Origin of the sequence: Hoeflea sp. Naph1 (assembly GCF_046837775.1) — a bacterium.
Lineage (GTDB): Bacteria > Pseudomonadota > Alphaproteobacteria > Rhizobiales > Rhizobiaceae > Hoeflea.
The window spans coordinates 3992646-4010964 of sequence record NZ_CP177286.1 but is presented as its reverse complement, the minus strand read 5'-3'; the positions used below and the strand labels follow the sequence as shown (position 1 = coordinate 4010964).

The window sequence follows — 18319 nt, the reverse complement described above, 5'->3', positions numbered from 1 at the left end:
AACAGCCCCCAGCATGCAACTCGCCCATGACACACCGCAAATTCCGGCTAAACTCTTCACTTATGGACAGCGTTGATTCGCAAATCGAGCTGAAGGTACCCGAGCAGGCTGGTCGTCGCCGGCTGTTTTGGCGTGCCAGCGCCACTGCGCTGTTTCTGCCGGCTATGGTGGTCGCTGCCGGTTATGCGGTTCTGTGGCTGTTTCTCAACCAGACCGGCAGGGGCGGGGGGCACCTGGCGCGTGTCAGCATGCTGGTTCTGGTGATTGGCGTGCCGATCCTGCTGGTTCATGCCGGGCTCAGGCTGTCGACCACCCGGCTTACCCTGCGCGGCGCCCATCTTGAAGCGCATCCGGGATTTCCGGCGCGCGATCCGCTGATTGTCGCCTATACATCGGTCACGGGACTTTCGGTCCGCCGCGGCCTGTCGGGCTGGCTCACCGGCGCCGGGTCACTGATTGTCGAGCGCGGCACGCAACCGCGCGTGATCGTGTCGGGCCTGGCCCGGGCCGAGACTGCCCTTTTGGAAGTGGCGGCGCGCTGTCCGGTGCTCAATGAGACAGATACCGCGGGCTGACGACATGCGACGCCACGTCGCGTGAACGGACCGGCTCCCGGGTCTCGTTGTTGTGGCTGATATAGCTTCCTGTTTTTGTCCCCGGCGCAACGCTCGCCTGGATCGCCAACACCGATATCAATACGAAACACCCCAGCAGCGCAGCCAGCGCAATCCTGATTGCCGTCTTGCGTTCGCTGTTGGCGGGCTTGAGACGAAGATAGTCGTCTTCTGGCAGCATATTCACATTCCCCGTTTTTTATGTCCGGGTTCCACCTAACAGCTGGAAATGGACGCCAATCCGGCTGGATTGTGGCGCGGCGGGTTCGATGTGGTGTCAAGATTGTGTCTGGGATCAAAGCCGCGTGATCAGTGCAATGAATTTGCCATATAAATCCGGAGCTGTTGCTACCGGGTGCGCTTGCCGAAGGTTGCGGCGCGGCGCGGGGAAATGACCAGATTCGGAATGATGCCGGCGGGCATGATTGCGGACTGTCGGGCGCGCCGCTGATTTGCTTTCGCATAGCCTGGGCGGCTTCGGGAGCAAAGGGATCGGGAAAACGTTCATTGAAGCTTGTCGGCACGATTTCCGGGCGGGCGAGGGCATAGCCTTGCATCAGCTGCACGCCGATCTGCCGGCAGAATTCGACCTGGTGGTCTTCTTCCAGCCCTTCGAACAGCACGGTGATGCCGCGTTCGATGAATTGTTCGACCATCAGCTTGAGCAGACCCATGCCGGCGTTGGTCTCGGTGAAACGGCGCACCCACGCGGCGTCAAATTTGAGAATGTCTGGCTTGAGGTCGTCCACCCGCTGGGTGTCGGAATCGTCGGCGCCGTAATCGTCGACCGCGATCCTGAACAAGCGCGAGCGCAGGCCGGCAACGAGCCGGTCGAGAACAGCCGGATTGTGACTGCTCTGCTCGGTTATTTCGCAGACGATCCTCCCCGGCCTGAGGCCGGCGCGGATGGCGACATCGACCATGTGGTCGACTTCGTCATCTGTCTCGGTGAGAGCGTCAAACAGGCCGGGATTGAAATTGATGAACAGGCGCGCTCTTTTGCGACCAAGCTTGCCCATGTTGAGAATGTGCAATTCGCGGCACAGAGAGTCGACAGCGACCGCGTCGTCGGGCTCGACCACCGAGAAGAAATGTGCTGCGGAGATTTGCTGGCCATCGCGACTGGGGCGGATCAGCGCCTCGAAGGCTTCCAGGGTCAGTTGTCCGTCCTGGTTCTGGCTGAAGATCGGCTGGAAGGCAGAGCGCAGTATGAAGGGGCCGTAGGATGTGGTGTAAAATCCCCGGCCATCCTGTAAAAAATGCGGCTCGCCATGCCCTGCCATTTCACGCAGGCCTCCGGTTTCGGTTGCTGCCTAATTTCTGAAAATAGCTTGCAAACCTTTCGCCTGTGTTAAGTCTCGCCCTCAATCAGGGGTTTGGTGGCTTGCATCAACGGCATCGTTGCGACATAGAACGTGCCGGGCGCGAACGCCGCCCGTCCGTTTCAATCGCAGTATCGGAGCGCTTTCCATGGCCTTTCTCGCCGACGCCCTTTCCCGGGTCAAACCGTCCGCCACCATTGCCGTCAGCCAGAAGGCGCGGGAACTCAAAGCCCAGGGCCGTGATGTCATCGGACTTGGCGCGGGTGAACCGGACTTTGACACTCCGGACAACATCAAGGCAGCGGCGATCGACGCAATCAATCGCGGCGAGACCAAATACACCCCGGTTTCAGGCATTCCGGAATTGCGCAAGGCAATTGCCGCCAAGTTCAAGCGCGAGAACAAGCTCGATTATGACTGGCAGCAGACCATTGTCGGCACCGGCGGCAAGCAGATCCTGTTCAACGCCTTCATGGCAACGCTGAACGCCGGCGACGAGGTCATCATCCCCGCCCCCTATTGGGTGAGCTATCCGGAAATGGTGGCGATCTGCGGCGGCACTTCGGTGTTCGTGCCGACGACGATCGAGAACGGCTTCAAGCTGGCCGCCGCCGATCTGGAAGCTGCGATCACGCCAAAAACCAAGTGGCTGATGTTCAACTCGCCATCCAACCCCTCTGGTGCGGCCTATACAGAAGCCGAACTTAAGGCGCTAACGGATGTGCTGATGCGCCATCCGCATGTCTGGATCCTCTCCGACGACATGTACGAGCACCTGACCTATGGCGATTTCGTCTTCACCACGCCTGCCCAGATCGAGCCGGCGCTGAAAGACCGCACGTTGACCATGAACGGCGTGTCGAAGGCCTATGCCATGACCGGCTGGCGCATTGGCTATGCCGCCGGTCCGCTGGAACTGATCAAGGCGATGGACATGATTCAGGGCCAGCAGACCTCGGGCGCTTGCTCGATTGCGCAGTGGGCGGCGCTGGAAGCCTTGACCGGCACCCAGGATTTCATTCCGAAGAACCAGGAAATCTTCCGCGGCCGCCGCGATCTGGTGGTGTCGATGCTCAACCAGGCCAAGGGCATCCAGTGTCCGACTCCAGAGGGCGCGTTCTACGTCTATCCGTCCTGCGCCGACCTGATTGGCAAAACCGCACCATCGGGCAAGGTGATCGAAACCGACGCAGATTTCGTCACTGAACTGCTGGAAACCGAAGGTGTTGCCGTCGTCCACGGCTCGGCCTTTGGTCAGGGGCCGAATTTCCGCATTTCCTACGCCACATCGGAAGACTTGCTGGAAGAAGCCTGCAACCGGATTCAACGCTTCTGCGCTTCCCTGCGCTGAGGGTTCACGCGGGAACACGATACAAGACCCCGCTCTGGTGCTTCCAGCGCGGGGTCTTTGTTTTTGGGCGGGTGTGTCAACCGGTTTGCGGCGCTGATTTCGGCGTGGCGCGGAGATAGTCGAGGAGCCCCTCGCTCAGGGCGTCGAACGCCACCCGGCAGCGCGGAACCATCCTGAGGTTCTCGTGCATGACCAGGAAGGTCATCAAGGGCCAGTTGATCTGGTCTGCAAACAGTTGCACCAGATCCGGGTCGCGGTCGGCCAGGTCGACTTGGCACATGCCGATACCGCCACCTGCCCGGATCATCGCCAGTTGAGCAACATTGCTGTCGGTGCGAAAATCGAAGCGTATGTTTGCAAAGTCGGGATTTTTTTTCACGATGTCGCGCACGTAGGCAAGCTGGTGGTCAAAGCCGATCAGCCGATGCGAGGAGAGCTCTTCGATCGTCTTCGGCGTGCCGTACCGCTCAAGGTAGCGGCGATGGGCAAACACGCCGACCGGGATGCCGCCGATCCGCCGGCTGACCAAGGCGCCCTGGGTCGGCTCCACCATTCGCACGGCAATGTCTGCCTGTTGATTGAGAAGGTCCTCGACGGCGTCGGAAAGCGAGAGCTCGATTGCAAGATGTGGATATTCTTCCTGAAGCCGGGCCAGAATGGGCGGCAGCACTTCGAGTCCGATCACCTCGCTGGCGCTGATCCGCACCGTGCCTTCGGGTGTCTCACTGTCACCCGATGCTGCCCGCGCAAGCGCTGCGGCGCTGGCGGCCATGGTCTCGGCATAGCTGCGCATGCTCAGTGCGGTCTCGGTGGGAAGCAATCCCTGATAGGAACGCAGAAACAGCGGCTTGCCGGCGGCAGCCTCGAGCGCGTCGAGATGGCGGCCGACGGTGGGTTGGGTCAGCCCCAGTGCGCGGGCTGCCGCTGATTGTGAGCCTTCCTGCAGGAGAGCCAGAAAGGTTCGGTAGTGATCCCAGCCGAGAACTGACTTTGTCATACATTAATGTATAGCAACTCTAGAGAAATACACAATTCCGGTTAGTTAATCTTGTCGGCATGATGTCCTCATCCAAACCACAGGAGAGAGAACATGACTGTTAACGAGAACAAGGCAGAGCATGGTGCAGGCAATCGACTGGCGCTCGTGCTGGGCGTAACCGGCGGCATCGGGTCAGCTGTTGCCGCCAAGCTGCACGCCAACGGTTACAAAGTGCGGGCGATGCACCGCAGGGCCCAGGAACAGGCAGTGGCCACACCTCAATATGAATGGGTCGGGGGCGACGCCATGAACCGCGACGACGTGGTACGGGCGGCCAGTGGCGCCGGTCTGATCGTGCATGCGGTCAATCCGCCCGGATATCGCAACTGGGGCACGCTGGTGCTGCCGATGATCGACAACACCATCGCTGCCGCCGAGGCCGTTGGCGCGCGCATCCTGATGCCTGGGACGATCTACAATTACGGCCCGGACTCCGTTGACCTGATCACCGAGAACAGCCCGCAGAGCCCGGTGACGTTCAAGGGAAAGATCCGCGTTAAGCTGGAACAGCGGCTGGAGGCTGCGGCCGGGCGTGGCACCCAGGTGCTGTTGGTTCGGGCGGGTGATTTCTTCGGTCCGGGCGCGGCCAACAACTGGTTTGCGCAGGTGGTCGTCAAGCCCGGTGTCCCGGTCAAGAGCATCACCAACCCGGCAGACCCCGGAGTCGGGCACCAGTGGGCCTATCTGCCCGATGTCGCCGAAACCATGATGCGGCTTGTCGAACACGCCAACGAGCTGCCGCCTTTCGCCCGTTTTCACATGGATGGCTTCTGGGACCACGACGGCACCCAACTGGCTGCCGCCATCCGCCGCGTTACCGGTCAGCCCGGCTTGCCCATGAAACGGTTTTCCTGGTGGCTGCTGCGTCTCGCCCGGCCGTTCGTGCCGCTGTTTCCGGAGCTTCTGGAAATGCGCTATCTCTGGCAGAAGCCCGTGCGCATGAGTAATGACAAGCTGGTGGGCTTTCTTGGCGCGGAGCCGCATACGCCGATCGACGTCGCCATTCGCGAAACCTTGATCAGTCTGGGCTGTCTGGATGTGGCAGATTCACAAGACCGGGCAAGGGGTTTGAAGCACTCTGATGGCGCTCGTGTGCCGGTGTGAGGGCAGGGCGGTAGCGGCGATTGCCTGCCGCATCGGCTGATGGCCACGCTGGTTGCCGCCCTTGCCAAGCTTCGGCAGATGGAAGTGCCCCGCATAACACCGGTGCTCAGACCGGTCTCTTGGCGAAGTGCAAAAAAAAATGGGCCGCGAGATTGCTCTCGGGCCCAATCAAGTATGAAGGTCAAAGACCTCCAGAGGGGAACAGCTCATGCGACGGCACTGGGAGGAGTAGACCGCCATAAGTGCATCAGCTGCAGCCGATATGGTGCTTTATTGGGCAGCAGGCAAGGAGGGATGGTGCATGCCAGCCATGCGGCCGGCGCATGCCCCTTCCGGGATGCTCATCTCGTGCGCTATTCAGCCCGCGGCCGCTAATAATACAGGCAAAAAAAATGGGCCTCGAGATTTCTCTCGGGCCCAATAAAGTGTGAAGGTCGAAAACCTCCAGAGGGGAACAGCTCATGCGGCGGCACTGGGAGGAGTGGCCGCCAAAAGTGCATCAGCTGCAGCCGATATGGTGCTTTATTGAGCATCACGCAAGGAGAGACGGTGCATGTCAGCTATGCATTCGACGCATACAACGGCGGTGATGTGTGTTTGACGCGCCGGGCTGCGCGCCGACCGGTGAAAATTCAGGCGAAAAAAATGGGCCTCGAGATTGCTCTCGGGCCCAATCAAGTATGAAGGTCAAAAACCTCCAGAGGGGAACAGCTCATGCGGCGACACTGGGAGGAGTAGGCCGCCAAAGGTGCATCAGCTATAATCGATATGGCGTTTTAATGGGCATTACGCAAGGGCAGCTTGTGCATGCCAGCCGTGCATTACATGCATACCGGTATTTGGAATGGTTCTTTGCCCTATGAAATGGCATTGCGCAGGCCGCGATCAATAGTTCCAGCTGCGCGCTTTGGAGATCAGGAAATCCCGGAACGCCTTGAGTTTGGCTGCATTTCTGATTTCCTCGGGATAGCAGAAATAGGTGTCGAAGGTCGGAATGTCGGCAGGGATGTGGAGTTTGACCAGCGCCAGGTCGCGGCTGACCATGTAATCGGGCAGCAGCGAAATCCCGGCGCCGTTGAGTGTGGCGCGGCGCACCGCCGGCATGTTGTTGATCTGCAAATGAGCCATGCGACGGTTATCGGGGCTGCGACCGGCGATCTCCAGCCAGTTGACGTCGCGCAGGTAATTGGGCGCGGGTTCGCCAAAGGTGATGATGCGGTGATTGTCCAACTCCTCGAGCGTCTTCGGCTCGCCATGCCGGGCGATATAGGAGGGGGCTGCGTAAATATGAAAATGCACGGTGAACAACCGGCGCTGGATCAGGTCCGGCTGTTGCGGCTGGCGCAGGCGGATGGCGCAATCAGCCATGCGCATGCTGACATCGAGTTCTTCGTTGTCGAGCAATAGTTGCACCTGGACATCGGGATAAAGATCGAGAAACTCCTGTACCTTCTCCGTGAGCCAGCTCTGGCCCAGGCCGACCGTGGTGGTGACCCTGAGCTTGCCGGAAGGCAGTTCTCGGGTTTCGGTCATCCGGCTTCTGACGGTTTCCAGCTTCATCAGCACTTCATGGGCCGTCTGGTAGAGGATCTCGCCCTGTTCCGAGAGGATCAGACCGCGGGCGTGGCGATGGAACAGCTTGGCGCCGATATCTATCTCCAGCGCCGAAACCTGGCGGCTGATGGCCGATTGCGACATGTGGAGCTTCTCCGCCGCGTGGGTGAAGGATCCTGCCTCAGCGGCGGCATGAAATATGCGCAGTTTGTCCCAATCGAGCGGCATGTTGCTCACAATTCCCCTCGGCCGTGTTTGTTTCGGCCTTATTATCTTTGCCGGTTTTCCGGCTTTACTGCGACGCGCCAACGCTTACTCGGCGGCTTCGGCGTGCCTGACCTGGCCGGCGAGATAGCGTTCGGCCTCAAGTGCAGCCATGCACCCCATGCCGGCGGCGGTGACCGCCTGCCGGTAGATGTCGTCGGTGACGTCGCCTGCGGCAAAAACCCCGGGCACATCGGTCGCGGTCGAATCCGGCGCGGTCCACAAATAGCCGTTCGGCTTGTGCTTGAGCTTGTCCTTGAACAGGCTGACAGCGGGTGCGTGACCGATGGCGACGAAGATGCCATCGATCGGCATGTCGGTGATCTCGCCGGTCTTGCGGTTTTTCAACCGGGCACCATTGACGGAAGCCGGCATCGGCGGTTGCGCAGGTGCGCCGAGATATTCGATCACCTCGGTATCCCAGATGATGTCGACGTTGGGCTTGTCGAACAGTCGCTGCTGCAGAATCTTTTCGGCACGGAAACTGTCGCGCCGGTGCACCACGGTCACCTGGCTTGCCAAATTGGAGAGATACAACGCTTCCTCGACGGCGGAGTTGCCACCGCCAACCACGATCACATGCTTGCCACGGTAGAAAAACCCGTCGCAGGTGGCGCAAGCCGAGACACCAAAGCCCATGAACTGCTTTTCGGTCGGGATCCCCAGCCACTTGGCCTGCGCGCCGGTGGCGATGATCAGCGCGTCACAGGTCCATACCGCGCCTGAATCGGTCTTCACGGTAAACGGCCGCTGGGTCATCTCGACCTCGGTGACCAGATCGCTGACGATTTCGGCGCCGACATGTTCGGCCTGTTTGAGCATCTGCTCCATCATCCACGGGCCCTGCACCGGCTCGGCATAGCCGGGGTAGTTCTCCACGTCGGTGGTGATCATCAACTGGCCGCCCTGTTCCATGCCGGCGATCAGCACCGGCTCGAGCATAGCGCGGGCTGCGTAGATCGCGGCAGTGTACCCTGCCGGGCCTGAGCCGATAATGAGAACGGGAACGTGACGGCTGGACATGGGACAATCCTGAAAATAGTTGTAGACGGCCAAACTGGACCAAGTCTCGCGAAGCATCAAAGCTGAAAGTCAGCCAATCCGCAACACGCAGCGATGCGCGGGTCGATCACGTTGACATGTATGTATGGCCACAGGCGCTTTTCAAGCCGGAGAATGCGGTTACGCACAAGTCATCGCGCTTTCAACGGCGCCTGAGGCTTTACAGTAGCGGCACCGTGGCGCAATAAAGTTTCGCAAGCAGCGCAGCAATCGGCAAGATTCGGTGCCACGCGAGCCATTGAGACGGGCATCAAACAGGAATGAGTCAATGACGATCAAGGCTGAACTCGATACGATTGACATCAAGATCCTGCGCGAACTCCAGTCGGACGGGCGGATCACCAATGTCGATCTGTCCGAACGGGTCGGTATTTCCGCACCACCTTGTCTGAGGCGGGTGCGCAAGCTGGAGCAGGCCGGCATCATCCGCGGCTATCGGGCACTGTTGAACGCGCCCAGCCTCGGTTTTGACCTGGTTGCCTTCTGCATGGTCGGCCTCAAGTACCAGTCCGATGCCAATCTCAAGGCGTTCGCCGCGATGACCAATGAATGGCCGATCGTGCGTGAAACCTGGATGGTGTCGGGTGAATCGGATTTCCTGCTGCATTGTGTGGCGCGCAACCTCAAGCATTTCCAGGATTTCGTGATCGAGCAACTCACCGCCACCGACAATGTCGATACGGTGCGCACGATGCTGACCATCCGCCAGGTCAAGGATGACGGGCTGGTGGCGCTGTAAGGCGTTTCAGACCTCGCCGTTTCAGCCTTGCCGCCAAAGGTCCTCATAGACCTTGTTGATGGCGCCGGCTTCAATGGCGACACTGAACCGGTCAACGGCTGTGGTTCGGGCTGCCAACGCCATCTTCTGATGTCGCACCGTGTCACCGAGAATGTCGAGGATCCTGTCCGCGGCCACTTGCGGCGCTCCGTCCGGAACCACCAGACCTGCCGTGCCACCATCTGAGAATGCCTCGAACCAGCCGGCATCGCTGGCCACGAATGGCACGCCCGAAGCCATCGCTTCAAGCGGGGTGACGCCATAGCCCTCATAGCGCGGCAACGCCACCAGCAGGCTCAAGCTGCGCACCAGGCTGGGCATGGCTTCCGCATCGATTTCGCCGGGAAACAGGATCCGCTCGCTGAGCCCGGCGGCGGCCACCTGCTGATGCAGCCGGGTCAGAAACCCACGATGCTCCGGTGCCGCCTTGCCGATCACCAATGCGGTGTGGCCGGGGAGGTGGGGCAGGGCGGCAATCATCGCGGTGACAAAACGGTCGGTGCCTTTTTCCTCGCGGATTCTGCCGATCGTGGCGATGCCGGCCGTGCCCGGGTAGCCGCTTGCGGCCCAGACCTCGGTGCGCGACGTGGCCGGGTGAAAGCGCTCGACATCGACCCCGTGCGGCACCACAGCGCGCACATTCCCAACATAGCGGGCGGCTTCATCGGTGGTGGCGATAATGGCGTCCATCCGCGAGATCAGCCAGCGCGGGATCAGGCTGTGACGGCGCTGGGCAGCGGAGGTGAAAACCAACCTTATCGGCAGCCGCAGCACATCTCGGGCAAAGATGCCGGCATGCATTTCGGGATTGCGGCGCACATGCCAGATGTGGAACGGACGGCCAGGGGGCGGCGTGCGCGAAAGCATCAATGCGCGGCTCCATGACACCGGATCGGGGCAACCGGGAAGCGGGCCGCCGACCAGCTTGACGTCGTAGTGGCGCAGCTGCTGGCGGACCACGGCGGCGGCGGTCGCCGAAACGCCGGTGAAGTTGCGGTGCATGTTGAGCACGAACACGGGTAAACGCCCGCCAGCGGCGTTGGGGTATCCAAGGCCGCTGGCGGGGTCGTTATTGCTCATTTGATTTTCCAGTGATCGCGGCGCGGGGCGATCAGCCCCACTTGACCGCGAGGATCTCGTAGGCCTTGGACCCGCCGGGCGCGACGACCTCGACGGAATCGCCAACCGACTTGCCGATCAGCGCGCGGGCGATCGGTGAGGAAATCGAAATCCGGCCTTCCTTCACATCGGCTTCCTGGTCGCCGACGATCTGGTAGGTCTTTTCCTCTTCGGTGTCCTCGTCAACAAGCTTGACCGTGGCGCCGAACTTGACGGTGTCGCCCGACAGCTTCGACAGGTCGATGATATCGGCGCGGCCGATGTAATCCTCGAGCTCGCCGATGCGGCCTTCATTATGGCTCTGGGCTTCCTTGGCGGCATGATACTCGGCATTTTCGGAAAGGTCGCCATGGGCGCGCGCTTCGGAAATTGCCTCGATGATCCGCGGCCGTTCGGTTTGCTGACGCCAGCGCAGTTCGTCCCGCAGCTTGGTGTAGCCTCCTTGCGTCATTGGAACCTTCTCAACCATCGGCTTCTTCCTTGTCCATGTGGTCCTGGGGCCGCGATGGGCGGCGGCAAAACACAAAAACTAAACGGCCACCGAAGGGGTTCTTCGGAGCCGTTTCACAAAATCCAAACTTAGACCTACCAAATCCGGGCGGGAAATTCACCTTAAAAAAACAGTGCCGGTTGGCGTTATCCCAAAACGAAGGATTTGGCTTAAACAACGGATTGTCTCAGGATGGGAGAGGCAGATTGCGTCAAGCTCTGTCCAGGTCGGAATTTCATTGTCCTGCCCAAGCAATAACCACCATAGAATGAACCGCTCCATGCATGTCCATGCCGACCAGCCCGATCCGAGGAGAGCTGCCTTACGCGGCAACCGCTGCGACCAAGGACCATTCGAGACCATGAACGGCGCCATGGTCGCCGAATACACTTCGATCTTGGCGGCAGGCTATCGAGGTTGATTTGATAAGGTGCGGCCGTCATGGGCGCGCCGGGCCTCGATCACGCGGGCATGATTGGTGACGGCCCACTGGCCAAGTGCGGTAGGCCGCAATCACCCAGAGAGATAAGCATTAACTTACGTTTTGACCTCCTCAGTGTTCAGAGCCAGCCTCAGTCTTGCTACGCGCGCCAGCCGCCGGCCTCTCCTCAACGGGGAGGCCGGTTTTGGTGCGGAAATATTTTCCCCGCTCAAGCGCTCGGTTTTTGACGGCCGAGCACATACCGTTCGAGCTTGGCAAGGGTCTGGCCGCCACCCGCGACCGCGCCGAATTCGACTGTGGCGTCGCGCGCCTGAGTCGTCTCGAACACCAGAGTAATCGCCACGCGCGTCTTTTGCGCCAATTCCTCGAAAGTGATGATGCCCACGAAATGGGCCGGCTCGCCCAACTCACCACCATGGTCATAGGCAATCCACGACGGCGCGGAAATCTCGGTGTAGCGGATCCAGTTGGGCCACGCCTTGCCGTCGGCGCCATGCATGGTGTAGCGCCACAGGCCGCCAACGGAAAAATCCATCTCGTGGGTTTCGTTGGTAAAGCCGTCCGGTCCCCACCAGGCATCTAGGTGCGTGGCATCGGAGAATGCTTCGAAGACCAGTTCGCGGGGCGCCGCGATGATGCGCTCGACGCGGATGCTCTTGCTGGAATCGAGTTCAGCGGACATGTCAGTGGTCTCCTTTGTGCTGCCTTAGCAGCCGCTCCAGCCGGTCGAAGTTCTGCTCATTGGCGGCGTGCAGGAATTTTTCCATCACTTCGTTTTCTTCAGTGCGGTCAAACAACATCCGCCACCACAGGCGCCCTCCGTGCTCTTCATCGGCAAAGCGCATCTCGAGCGTGAAGATGTGGACCGGTTCGTGGTGCGTCATCCGCACCATCTCGCCAGGGACAATTTCATCGAATGTCCAGCGATTGTGAAAGTCGGTGCCATTGTCGGCAGTCATGGTGACCAGCCAGCTTCCGCCGGGTTGGAGATCAAAGTGGGTGACATGGTTGGTGAACCCTTCCGGGCCCCACCATTGCTCCAGCTTGCGCGGGTCCGCGAAGGCATCGAACAGCGTGGCCCGGTCAACCGGGAACAGGCGATCGTTGAGGATTTCGATGCTGTCGCTCATGGCTTGGTCCTGTCCTTGCTGTCATCATTGGCCTGAATGGTTGTCAGGTAGGTTTCCAGCCGGTCGAGACGGTGTTCCCAGAGTTCCCGGTAATCGGCGAGCCAGCCGTCTACATCCTGCAATGGTGCGGTTTCCAGCCGACAGGGGCGCCACTGGGCGTTTCTGCCACGCGAGATCAGCTTGGCTCGCTCCAGCACTTTGAGATGTTTGGAGACGCCGGGTAGGCTGATGTCGAAGGGGGCAGCCAGTTCATTGACTGTTGCTTCCCCCTCGGCCAGCCGCGCAAGGATTGCTCGGCGGATCGGGTCGGCGAGGGCAAAGAGCGTGTCGGAAAGCGGGTCCGTTGCCATGATATACCTATCGGTTAATAAGCCGATCGGTTAAATACGGGCGAAATGAAAACCGGGCAAGCCATCGCCCGACCGGTTTTGTCTCTGTTTCAGAAAGTTCTTTGTAGCGCGGTGAACGCTTAGGCGGCTTCCGTCAACATTGCGGGCGGCAAGTGTTTGCGCGCTTCAAGGATTTCCATACCGACGATCCGGCCATTCTCATCAAAATCAAGAACGATGCCGTCGGCGACTTCTTCGCTTTCAAGAACATTCTCGCCGGAAAACCGGATATAGGCAGCATCGGCAACCGGATCGAATTTTACGGTGGGATTCATGCAGGTCTCCTTGCCCGGCGATCCAGAAACACGGAGATTATACGGATTTCGGTCGCGGTTTCCACACAGATAACGCGTAACACGCGGCCTTGCCGTTCCGGGATTGCCCGGAAACGCCTCTCGGCGCTGTCGCCGCGGGGGTCACTAACACGCCATTCCGGTTCATTCACTGTTCGCTCCACCCAAGCCTTTACCAGATCACGTTCGGTCAGAACGGTTTCTGCGTGGCGGGTGTAGCGAATTGACTTGGGCATGGTATTTCCCGGCCCTCAAGCCGCCGGGAAATAGCTCTGCAGCGGGTGAACTTCTAGATTGCCGGCCTTGAGCGCGGCAATGGCCTGCGCGGCCGAGAGACTGCCGGCCATGGTGGTGAAGTAGGGCACTTTCTGCATCAGGGCTGCGCGGCGCAGGGATTTTGAATCCGAGATCGTCTTGGCGCCCTCGGTGGTGTTGATCACCAGCTGCACCTGACGGTTCCTGATTGCATCCTCGATATGCGGACGGCCTTCGAGCACCTTGTTGACGTGCTCGACCTCGAAGCCCTCGCTTTTGAGGTAATCGGCGGTGCCGGAAGTGGCCATCACCTTGAAGCCGTTGCTGACCAGAATGCGGATGGCTTCGACGACGCGCGGCTTGTCCTCGTCACGCACCGAGACGAACACCCGGCCCGAGCGTGGCAGGTCGACGCCGGCGCCAAGCTGCGCCTTGGCAAACGCCAGCGCATAATCGCGATCAAGCCCCATGACCTCGCCGGTCGAACGCATTTCCGGCCCGAGCAGCGTGTCTACGCCGGGGAACTTTGCGAACGGGAACACGGCTTCCTTGACGGCGATATGCGTGAGCGTGCGGTGGTTGGGGACAGCGCCGTAAGCTGCGAAAGCCTCGGCCAGCTTCTCGCCGGTCATCACCCGTGTTGCCACCTTGGCAATCGGCGAGCCGACGGTCTTGGCCACAAACGGCACCGTGCGCGAGGCGCGCGGATTGACCTCGAGCACGTAGATCACATCGTCCTTGATGGCGAACTGAACGTTCATCAGACCACCGACATTCAATGCCTTGGCGAGTGCTACGGTCTGGACCTCTAGACGGTCGACCATTTCAGGCGACAGCGTGTGGACCGGCAGCGAGCAGGCAGAATCGCCTGAATGGATGCCGGCTTCCTCGATGTGCTCCATGATGCCGGTGACATTGACGTCCGTGCCGTCGCAGATGCAGTCGACATCCACTTCGATGGCGTTGGTCAGATAGGTGTCAAACAGCAACGGATTGGTGCCGAGCAGGGTGTTGATCTGCCCGGTCTTGTCGTTGGGATAGCGTGCCTTGATGTCTTCGGGCACCAGTTCCGGCACGGTGCCGAGCAAATAGTTGGACAGGTTTGTCTCGTCGCGGATGATCTGCATGGCGCGGCCGCCAAGCACATAGGACGGGCGGACCACCAGCGGGAAGCCTATGTCGGTCGCCACCAGCCGCGCCTGCTCGACCGAATAGGCGATGCCGTTGGTGGGCTGGATCAGGTCGAGCTTGTGCAAGAGCTTCTGGAAGCGGTCGCGGTCCTCGGCCAGATCGATCATGTCGGGCGCGGTGCCCAGAATCGGGATGCCGGCCTTTTCCAGCGCTTCCGCGAGTTTTAACGGGGTCTGGCCGCCAAGCTGCACGATCACGCCCTTCAGCGTTCCTGCTTCCTGTTCCTTGTTCAGAATTTCGAGCACGTCTTCATCGGTCAGCGGTTCGAAATACAACCGGTCGGAGGTGTCGTAATCGGTCGACACGGTTTCCGGGTTGCAGTTGACCATGATCGCCTCATAGCCGGCGTCCTTGAGCGCAAAGGCGGCATGGCAGCAGCAATAGTCGAACTCGATGCCCTGGCCGATGCGGTTGGGGCCGCCGCCAAGGATCACCACCTTCTGGCGGTCGGAGACGCGGGCTTCGCAAGCCGGCGCACCTGCAAACGGCACTTCATAGGTCGAATACATATAGGCGGTGGGCGAAGCGAACTCGGCCGCACAGGTGTCGATCCGCTTGTAGACCGGACGTACGCCCAGCGCGTGGCGGGCTTTGGCCACTTCAGGGGCGCGCTTGCCTGTCAGCGAGGCAAGCCGTGCGTCGGAGAAGCCCATCGATTTGACCCGCCGCAGGTTTTCTGCGTCGGTCGGAATGCCGTGCTCGCGCACGCGCGCTTCCATCGCCAGAATATCCTCGATCTGGGCCAGGAACCACGGATCGATCTTGCAGATCGAATGCACTTCTTCTGCGCTCATGCCAAGCCGCAGCGCCTGCGCCACCATTCTGAGCCGGTCCGGCGTTGGGGTGCCGATGGCAGCCTTGATGGCGTTGTCGTCGTCGCCTTCGCCGAGGCCGGGGATCTCGATCTCGTCGAGGCCGGTGAGCCCGGTTTCAAGCCCGCGCAGTGCCTTCTGCAGGCTTTCGGCAAAGGTGCGGCCAATCGCCATGACTTCGCCCACCGATTTCATCGCGGTGGTCAGAAGCGGCTCAGCGCCAGGGAATTTTTCGAAAGCAAAGCGCGGGATCTTGGTGACGACGTAATCGATCGAAGGCTCGAACGAGGCCGGAGTCGCGCCCTGCGTGATGTCGTTTTCCAGCTCATCAAGCGTGTAGCCGACGGCGAGCTTGGCTGCGACCTTGGCGATCGGGAAGCCGGTGGCTTTCGAGGCCAGCGCCGACGAGCGCGATACCCGCGGGTTCATCTCGATTACCACCAGGCGGCCATCATCGGGATTGACGGCGAACTGCACGTTCGAGCCGCCGGTCTCGACGCCGATCTCGCGCAGCACCGCGATCGAGGCGTTGCGCATGATCTGGTATTCCTTGTCGGTCAAGGTCAGCGCCGGCGCTACGGTTATGGAATCACCGGTGTGCACGCCCATCGGGTCGATGTTCTCGATCGAGCAGATAATGATGCAGTTGTCGGCGGTGTCGCGCACCACCTCCATCTCGTATTCCTTCCAGCCCAGTACCGATTCCTCGATCAGCACTTCGGTGGTCGGTGAGGCATCGAGGCCGGAGCTGACGATGTCGAAAAATTCGGCGCGGTTATAGGCAATGCCACCGCCGGTGCCGCCCATGGTGAAAGAGGGGCGGATGATGGCCGGCAGGCCGATCTCGTCAATCGCGCGGGCGGCCTGGGCCATGGCGTGGCTCATGTAGCGCTGCTTGCGGTCGGATTCACCGAGGTTCCAGGTGTTTTCCAGGGCATCAAGCGCGGTGTCGAGCGCGTCGCCGGATAACTCGCCGCGCAGCCGAGCGCGTTCGGCCTCGTGCAGCTTGCGGTCGGCGTCCTTGTGTTCGGTAGCGTTGGCCAGAAACGAGCGCGGCGTCTCCAGTCCGATGCGGGCCATCGCCTCGCGGAACAGCGCCCGGTCTTCGGCCATGTCGATGGCAGCGGGCTTGGCGCCGATCATCTCGACATTGTAGCGCTCGAGCACGCCCATGCGCTTGAGTGACAGCGCCGTGTTGAGCGCGGTCTGGCCGCCCATGGTCGGCAGCAGCGCGTCGGGGCGCTCGCGGGCGATGATCTTGGCCACAACTTCGGGCGTGATCGGCTCGATATAGGTGGCATCGGCCAGACCCGGATCGGTCATGATGGTTGCCGGGTTGGAGTTGACCAGAATGACCCGGTAGCCCTCCTCCTTCAGCGCCTTGACGGCCTGGGTGCCGGAATAATCGAACTCGCAGGCCTGCCCGATAACGATCGGTCCCGCACCGATGATGAGGATCGACTTGATATCGTTACGTTTTGGCATGGTCCGGGTCCGATTCTGGCAAGCTTCGCGCAAAAAATCCCCCGTCGGGAATCCCACTTGGAAGATCCGGGTCGGAAGAGGCCACGCGTAAAATCTAAGGCTAAACGCGGCTTATAGGGAAAACGCCCCGAAAGCGAAACCCCCCATGCGGGATTGTTCAAGGGTAAAGTGAGTTGGGCAAACGTAGCTGCCGCTCTGCAGGCCGTTGGGAAGTCAGGTTGAAGGCTCTGTCCGGTTCAAAGACATATCCCGGAGCTTGATCTTACGGTGTTACTCAGCCGAGTAAGTGCCTGCCGCCTATTGCCGAGGCAAAAAAATGTGACTGCATTTCGGTGCAGAAATCACAGTTCCAGCAGCGAATTCATCACATTGGCAGATGCGGGTGAAACCGCGTGGGGCACAGCGGGCCAAGCCCAAACACGCACTCTCCTGTTCGGTAACCCTATCTTAAGGCGGTAGTCGCAACCTCTAGTTACAATCTTTGATGCACAAATTTATGGGACTGATGATGATTGCTTTACTGGGGAGTTTCGGCTCTGGTGTATGGTGGCGGCTGTACGCCGACAGTTGGTTCTACACCGTAGTCATTGGTTATACTGCCATCGGACTCATCTATCTTCTAGTATTTGGCCAATTGGCCCAGACGGCACATGCGACCTATGTCGAGCCCTCGCTCGTGGTGTTCCTGGGCTTGATGCCGCTGGTCGCGATCCTGTTTGATCTGGGACGCATCATTTATCGGTTCAACAGTCGGCGGATGCTGGCGTTCAAGCGCACGTTCTCCAGTGCCCGCATTGCCGCGCTGGCATCGGGCCTGATGCTGATGGTCGCGGTCACTCTGTTTCAGGGTACCTTCACTTCGATCAAGATATCCTTTGCCAATCTTCAGGGCGGTTTCCCTTATGATCGTTACCTGGCGGATCTGGACCGGTTCCTGCATTTTGGCAGTGCACCCTGGCGCTATCTCTATGCGTTCGCCGAGGTGCCGACAGTACGCACCATCATTGAGCTGAATTACAACATGTTCTGGCATCTCATCTGTTTTGGATCGCTGTTTTTTGTGGCGACATCTCCACGCGCCGACCGGGTGCGAGCGCACTATCTGGCCATGTTTCTGTTTGTCTGGATCATTCTCGGCAATGTGCTGGCGGCGCTGTTTCTGTCTGCCGGCCCGGCCTTTTACGGTGGTGTGACGGGTGATGAGGCGCGCTACGCCGAGATGCTTGCCTTTTTGGCGCAAAGTGACGGGGTCAGCTCCGCAGCGGGGTTTCAAGGTCATTTGTGGGAGCTCTATCAGCGCGGCCAGCCCGGAATAGGTGGCGGTATATCGGCGTTCCCCAGCGTTCATGTGGGGCTGATCACCATGAATGCTTGTTTCCTGGCCGCCTATTCGCGATGGCTCGGAGCCGTGGCGTTTGTTTATGTCGGTTTCGTGCTGGCGAGTTCAGTGTATCTTGGCTGGCATTATGCAGTTGATGGCTATGCCTCAATCATCATCGTCACGTTGAGTTATTACCTGTCGAAAAGATTGTTCCTGAGGCAAGCCGCTGGCGCCCGGTCGTCGGTTGCATGCAATCCATCTGCCGTGGCTGCCGCCTGAACAGACTATACCCTGGTATTCCGAT

General features: G+C 60.2%; 18 protein-coding genes and 1 pseudogene. 6 read left to right on the top strand and 13 right to left on the bottom strand.

What is annotated here, in order from left to right; all coding sequences use genetic code 11:
* Positions 1 to 26: 26 nt before the first annotated feature.
* Positions 27 to 575 carry a hypothetical protein gene (locus tag ACK6D9_RS19265; protein ID WP_322989353.1) on the top strand — a complete coding sequence of 183 codons (549 nt, stop codon included), beginning with the start codon at positions 27 to 29 and terminating at the stop codon, positions 573 to 575.
* Here the strand turns inward: ACK6D9_RS19265 and ACK6D9_RS19260 are convergent.
* Complete coding sequence (locus tag ACK6D9_RS19260) at positions 550 to 795, bottom strand: hypothetical protein (protein ID WP_322989352.1); 246 nt, start codon at positions 793 to 795, stop codon at positions 550 to 552. The two genes, ACK6D9_RS19265 and ACK6D9_RS19260, sit on opposite strands and share 26 nt — an antisense overlap.
* A 409-nt stretch (positions 796 to 1204) precedes the next feature.
* Positions 1205 to 1897, bottom strand: a pseudogene (locus ACK6D9_RS19255) (EAL domain-containing protein); the annotation flags it as partial.
* 187 nt (positions 1898 to 2084) lie between these two features.
* Between ACK6D9_RS19255 and ACK6D9_RS19250 the strand changes: the two are divergent.
* Positions 2085 to 3287 (top strand): pyridoxal phosphate-dependent aminotransferase, encoded by a 1203-nt coding sequence (locus ACK6D9_RS19250; protein WP_412049745.1) that lies wholly within the window; start codon positions 2085 to 2087, stop codon positions 3285 to 3287.
* Positions 3288 to 3363: 76 nt separating this feature from the next.
* On the opposite strand, the gene ACK6D9_RS19245 is transcribed toward ACK6D9_RS19250, so the two are convergent.
* The gene (locus ACK6D9_RS19245) at positions 3364 to 4284 is read right to left on the bottom strand and encodes a LysR family transcriptional regulator (protein ID WP_412049744.1); all 921 of its coding nucleotides are present in this window, start codon (positions 4282 to 4284) and stop codon (positions 3364 to 3366) included.
* A 93-nt stretch (positions 4285 to 4377) separates the two neighbouring features.
* Here ACK6D9_RS19245 and ACK6D9_RS19240 point away from each other — a divergent pair, with 93 nt between their 5' ends.
* Together ACK6D9_RS19240 and ACK6D9_RS19235 are read left to right on the top strand one after the other, a co-directional pair.
* A complete protein-coding gene (locus tag ACK6D9_RS19240; RefSeq protein WP_412049743.1) occupies positions 4378 to 5430 on the top strand; it encodes an NAD-dependent epimerase/dehydratase family protein in 1053 nt (350 codons plus the stop codon).
* Between the two features lie 525 nt (positions 5431 to 5955).
* On the top strand, positions 5956 to 6114 hold the full coding sequence (locus ACK6D9_RS19235) for a hypothetical protein (RefSeq protein WP_412049742.1): 159 nt from the start codon (positions 5956 to 5958) through the stop codon (positions 6112 to 6114).
* 201 nt (positions 6115 to 6315) lie between these two features.
* On the opposite strand, the gene ACK6D9_RS19230 is transcribed toward ACK6D9_RS19235, so the two are convergent.
* Both ACK6D9_RS19230 and trxB read right to left on the bottom strand, forming a co-directional pair.
* Positions 6316 to 7212, bottom strand: coding sequence for a LysR family transcriptional regulator (locus tag ACK6D9_RS19230; protein WP_412049741.1), 897 nt, complete (start codon positions 7210 to 7212; stop codon positions 6316 to 6318).
* Positions 7213 to 7296: 84 nt separating this feature from the next.
* Positions 7297 to 8271 carry a thioredoxin-disulfide reductase gene (gene trxB, locus ACK6D9_RS19225; RefSeq protein ID WP_412049740.1) on the bottom strand — a complete coding sequence of 325 codons (975 nt, stop codon included), beginning with the start codon at positions 8269 to 8271 and terminating at the stop codon, positions 7297 to 7299.
* Between the two features lie 307 nt (positions 8272 to 8578).
* Between trxB and ACK6D9_RS19220 the strand changes: the two genes are divergently transcribed.
* On the top strand, positions 8579 to 9049 hold the full coding sequence (locus tag ACK6D9_RS19220) for an Lrp/AsnC family transcriptional regulator (protein WP_412049739.1): 471 nt from the start codon (positions 8579 to 8581) through the stop codon (positions 9047 to 9049).
* 21 nt (positions 9050 to 9070) lie between these two features.
* On the opposite strand, the gene ACK6D9_RS19215 is transcribed toward ACK6D9_RS19220, so the two are convergent.
* From ACK6D9_RS19215 to carB, 8 genes are all read right to left on the bottom strand, one after another.
* A complete protein-coding gene (locus ACK6D9_RS19215) occupies positions 9071 to 10168 on the bottom strand; it encodes a glycosyltransferase family 4 protein (RefSeq protein WP_412049738.1) in 1098 nt (365 codons plus the stop codon).
* Between the two features lie 31 nt (positions 10169 to 10199).
* Positions 10200 to 10676: a transcription elongation factor GreA gene (greA, locus tag ACK6D9_RS19210; protein ID WP_322990854.1), complete on the bottom strand. Its 477-nt coding sequence runs from the start codon at positions 10674 to 10676 to the stop codon at positions 10200 to 10202.
* Positions 10677 to 11347: 671 nt separating this feature from the next.
* The gene (locus tag ACK6D9_RS19205; protein ID WP_412049737.1) at positions 11348 to 11821 is read right to left on the bottom strand and encodes an SRPBCC family protein; all 474 of its coding nucleotides are present in this window, start codon (positions 11819 to 11821) and stop codon (positions 11348 to 11350) included.
* Position 11822: 1 nt separating this feature from the next.
* A complete protein-coding gene (locus tag ACK6D9_RS19200) occupies positions 11823 to 12269 on the bottom strand; it encodes an SRPBCC domain-containing protein (RefSeq protein WP_412049736.1) in 447 nt (148 codons plus the stop codon).
* Positions 12266 to 12619, bottom strand: coding sequence for an ArsR/SmtB family transcription factor (locus tag ACK6D9_RS19195; protein ID WP_412049735.1), 354 nt, complete (start codon positions 12617 to 12619; stop codon positions 12266 to 12268). Before ACK6D9_RS19195 ends, ACK6D9_RS19200 begins: the two co-directional genes overlap by 4 nt.
* A 119-nt stretch (positions 12620 to 12738) precedes the next feature.
* Positions 12739 to 12933, bottom strand: a complete 195-nt coding sequence (locus ACK6D9_RS19190; protein ID WP_267653551.1) for a DUF2283 domain-containing protein — start codon at positions 12931 to 12933, stop codon at positions 12739 to 12741.
* On the bottom strand, positions 12930 to 13187 hold the full coding sequence (locus tag ACK6D9_RS19185; protein WP_412049734.1) for a DUF4258 domain-containing protein: 258 nt from the start codon (positions 13185 to 13187) through the stop codon (positions 12930 to 12932). Before ACK6D9_RS19185 ends, ACK6D9_RS19190 begins: the two co-directional genes overlap by 4 nt.
* 15 nt (positions 13188 to 13202) lie before the next feature.
* Positions 13203 to 16694, bottom strand: a complete 3492-nt coding sequence (gene carB, locus ACK6D9_RS19180) for a carbamoyl-phosphate synthase large subunit (RefSeq protein WP_412049733.1) — start codon at positions 16692 to 16694, stop codon at positions 13203 to 13205.
* A 484-nt stretch (positions 16695 to 17178) separates the two neighbouring features.
* Between carB and ACK6D9_RS19175 the strand changes: the two genes are divergently transcribed.
* Complete coding sequence (locus tag ACK6D9_RS19175) at positions 17179 to 18294, top strand: phosphatase PAP2 family protein (protein ID WP_412049732.1); 1116 nt, start codon at positions 17179 to 17181, stop codon at positions 18292 to 18294.
* Positions 18295 to 18319: the final 25 nt, after the last annotated feature.

What these genes read in the sequence shown, in the direction of transcription:
- ACK6D9_RS19265 (WP_322989353.1), top strand. Translation starts at nt 27, where the DNA reads ATGACACACCGCAAATTCCGGCTAAACTCTTCACTTATGGACAGCGTT.
- ACK6D9_RS19260 (WP_322989352.1), bottom strand. Translation starts at nt 795, where the DNA reads ATGCTGCCAGAAGACGACTATCTTCGTCTCAAGCCCGCCAACAGCGAA.
- ACK6D9_RS19250 (WP_412049745.1), top strand. Translation starts at nt 2,085, where the DNA reads ATGGCCTTTCTCGCCGACGCCCTTTCCCGGGTCAAACCGTCCGCCACC.
- ACK6D9_RS19245 (WP_412049744.1), bottom strand. Translation starts at nt 4,284, where the DNA reads ATGACAAAGTCAGTTCTCGGCTGGGATCACTACCGAACCTTTCTGGCT.
- ACK6D9_RS19240 (WP_412049743.1), top strand. Translation starts at nt 4,378, where the DNA reads ATGACTGTTAACGAGAACAAGGCAGAGCATGGTGCAGGCAATCGACTG.
- ACK6D9_RS19230 (WP_412049741.1), bottom strand. Translation starts at nt 7,212, where the DNA reads ATGCCGCTCGATTGGGACAAACTGCGCATATTTCATGCCGCCGCTGAG.
- trxB (WP_412049740.1), bottom strand. Translation starts at nt 8,271, where the DNA reads ATGTCCAGCCGTCACGTTCCCGTTCTCATTATCGGCTCAGGCCCGGCA.
- ACK6D9_RS19220 (WP_412049739.1), top strand. Translation starts at nt 8,579, where the DNA reads ATGACGATCAAGGCTGAACTCGATACGATTGACATCAAGATCCTGCGC.
- ACK6D9_RS19215 (WP_412049738.1), bottom strand. Translation starts at nt 10,168, where the DNA reads ATGAGCAATAACGACCCCGCCAGCGGCCTTGGATACCCCAACGCCGCT.
- greA (WP_322990854.1), bottom strand. Translation starts at nt 10,676, where the DNA reads ATGGTTGAGAAGGTTCCAATGACGCAAGGAGGCTACACCAAGCTGCGG.
- ACK6D9_RS19205 (WP_412049737.1), bottom strand. Translation starts at nt 11,821, where the DNA reads ATGTCCGCTGAACTCGATTCCAGCAAGAGCATCCGCGTCGAGCGCATC.
- ACK6D9_RS19200 (WP_412049736.1), bottom strand. Translation starts at nt 12,269, where the DNA reads ATGAGCGACAGCATCGAAATCCTCAACGATCGCCTGTTCCCGGTTGAC.
- ACK6D9_RS19195 (WP_412049735.1), bottom strand. Translation starts at nt 12,619, where the DNA reads ATGGCAACGGACCCGCTTTCCGACACGCTCTTTGCCCTCGCCGACCCG.
- ACK6D9_RS19190 (WP_267653551.1), bottom strand. Translation starts at nt 12,933, where the DNA reads ATGAATCCCACCGTAAAATTCGATCCGGTTGCCGATGCTGCCTATATC.
- ACK6D9_RS19185 (WP_412049734.1), bottom strand. Translation starts at nt 13,187, where the DNA reads ATGCCCAAGTCAATTCGCTACACCCGCCACGCAGAAACCGTTCTGACC.
- carB (WP_412049733.1), bottom strand. Translation starts at nt 16,694, where the DNA reads ATGCCAAAACGTAACGATATCAAGTCGATCCTCATCATCGGTGCGGGA.
- ACK6D9_RS19175 (WP_412049732.1), top strand. Translation starts at nt 17,179, where the DNA reads ATGCACAAATTTATGGGACTGATGATGATTGCTTTACTGGGGAGTTTC.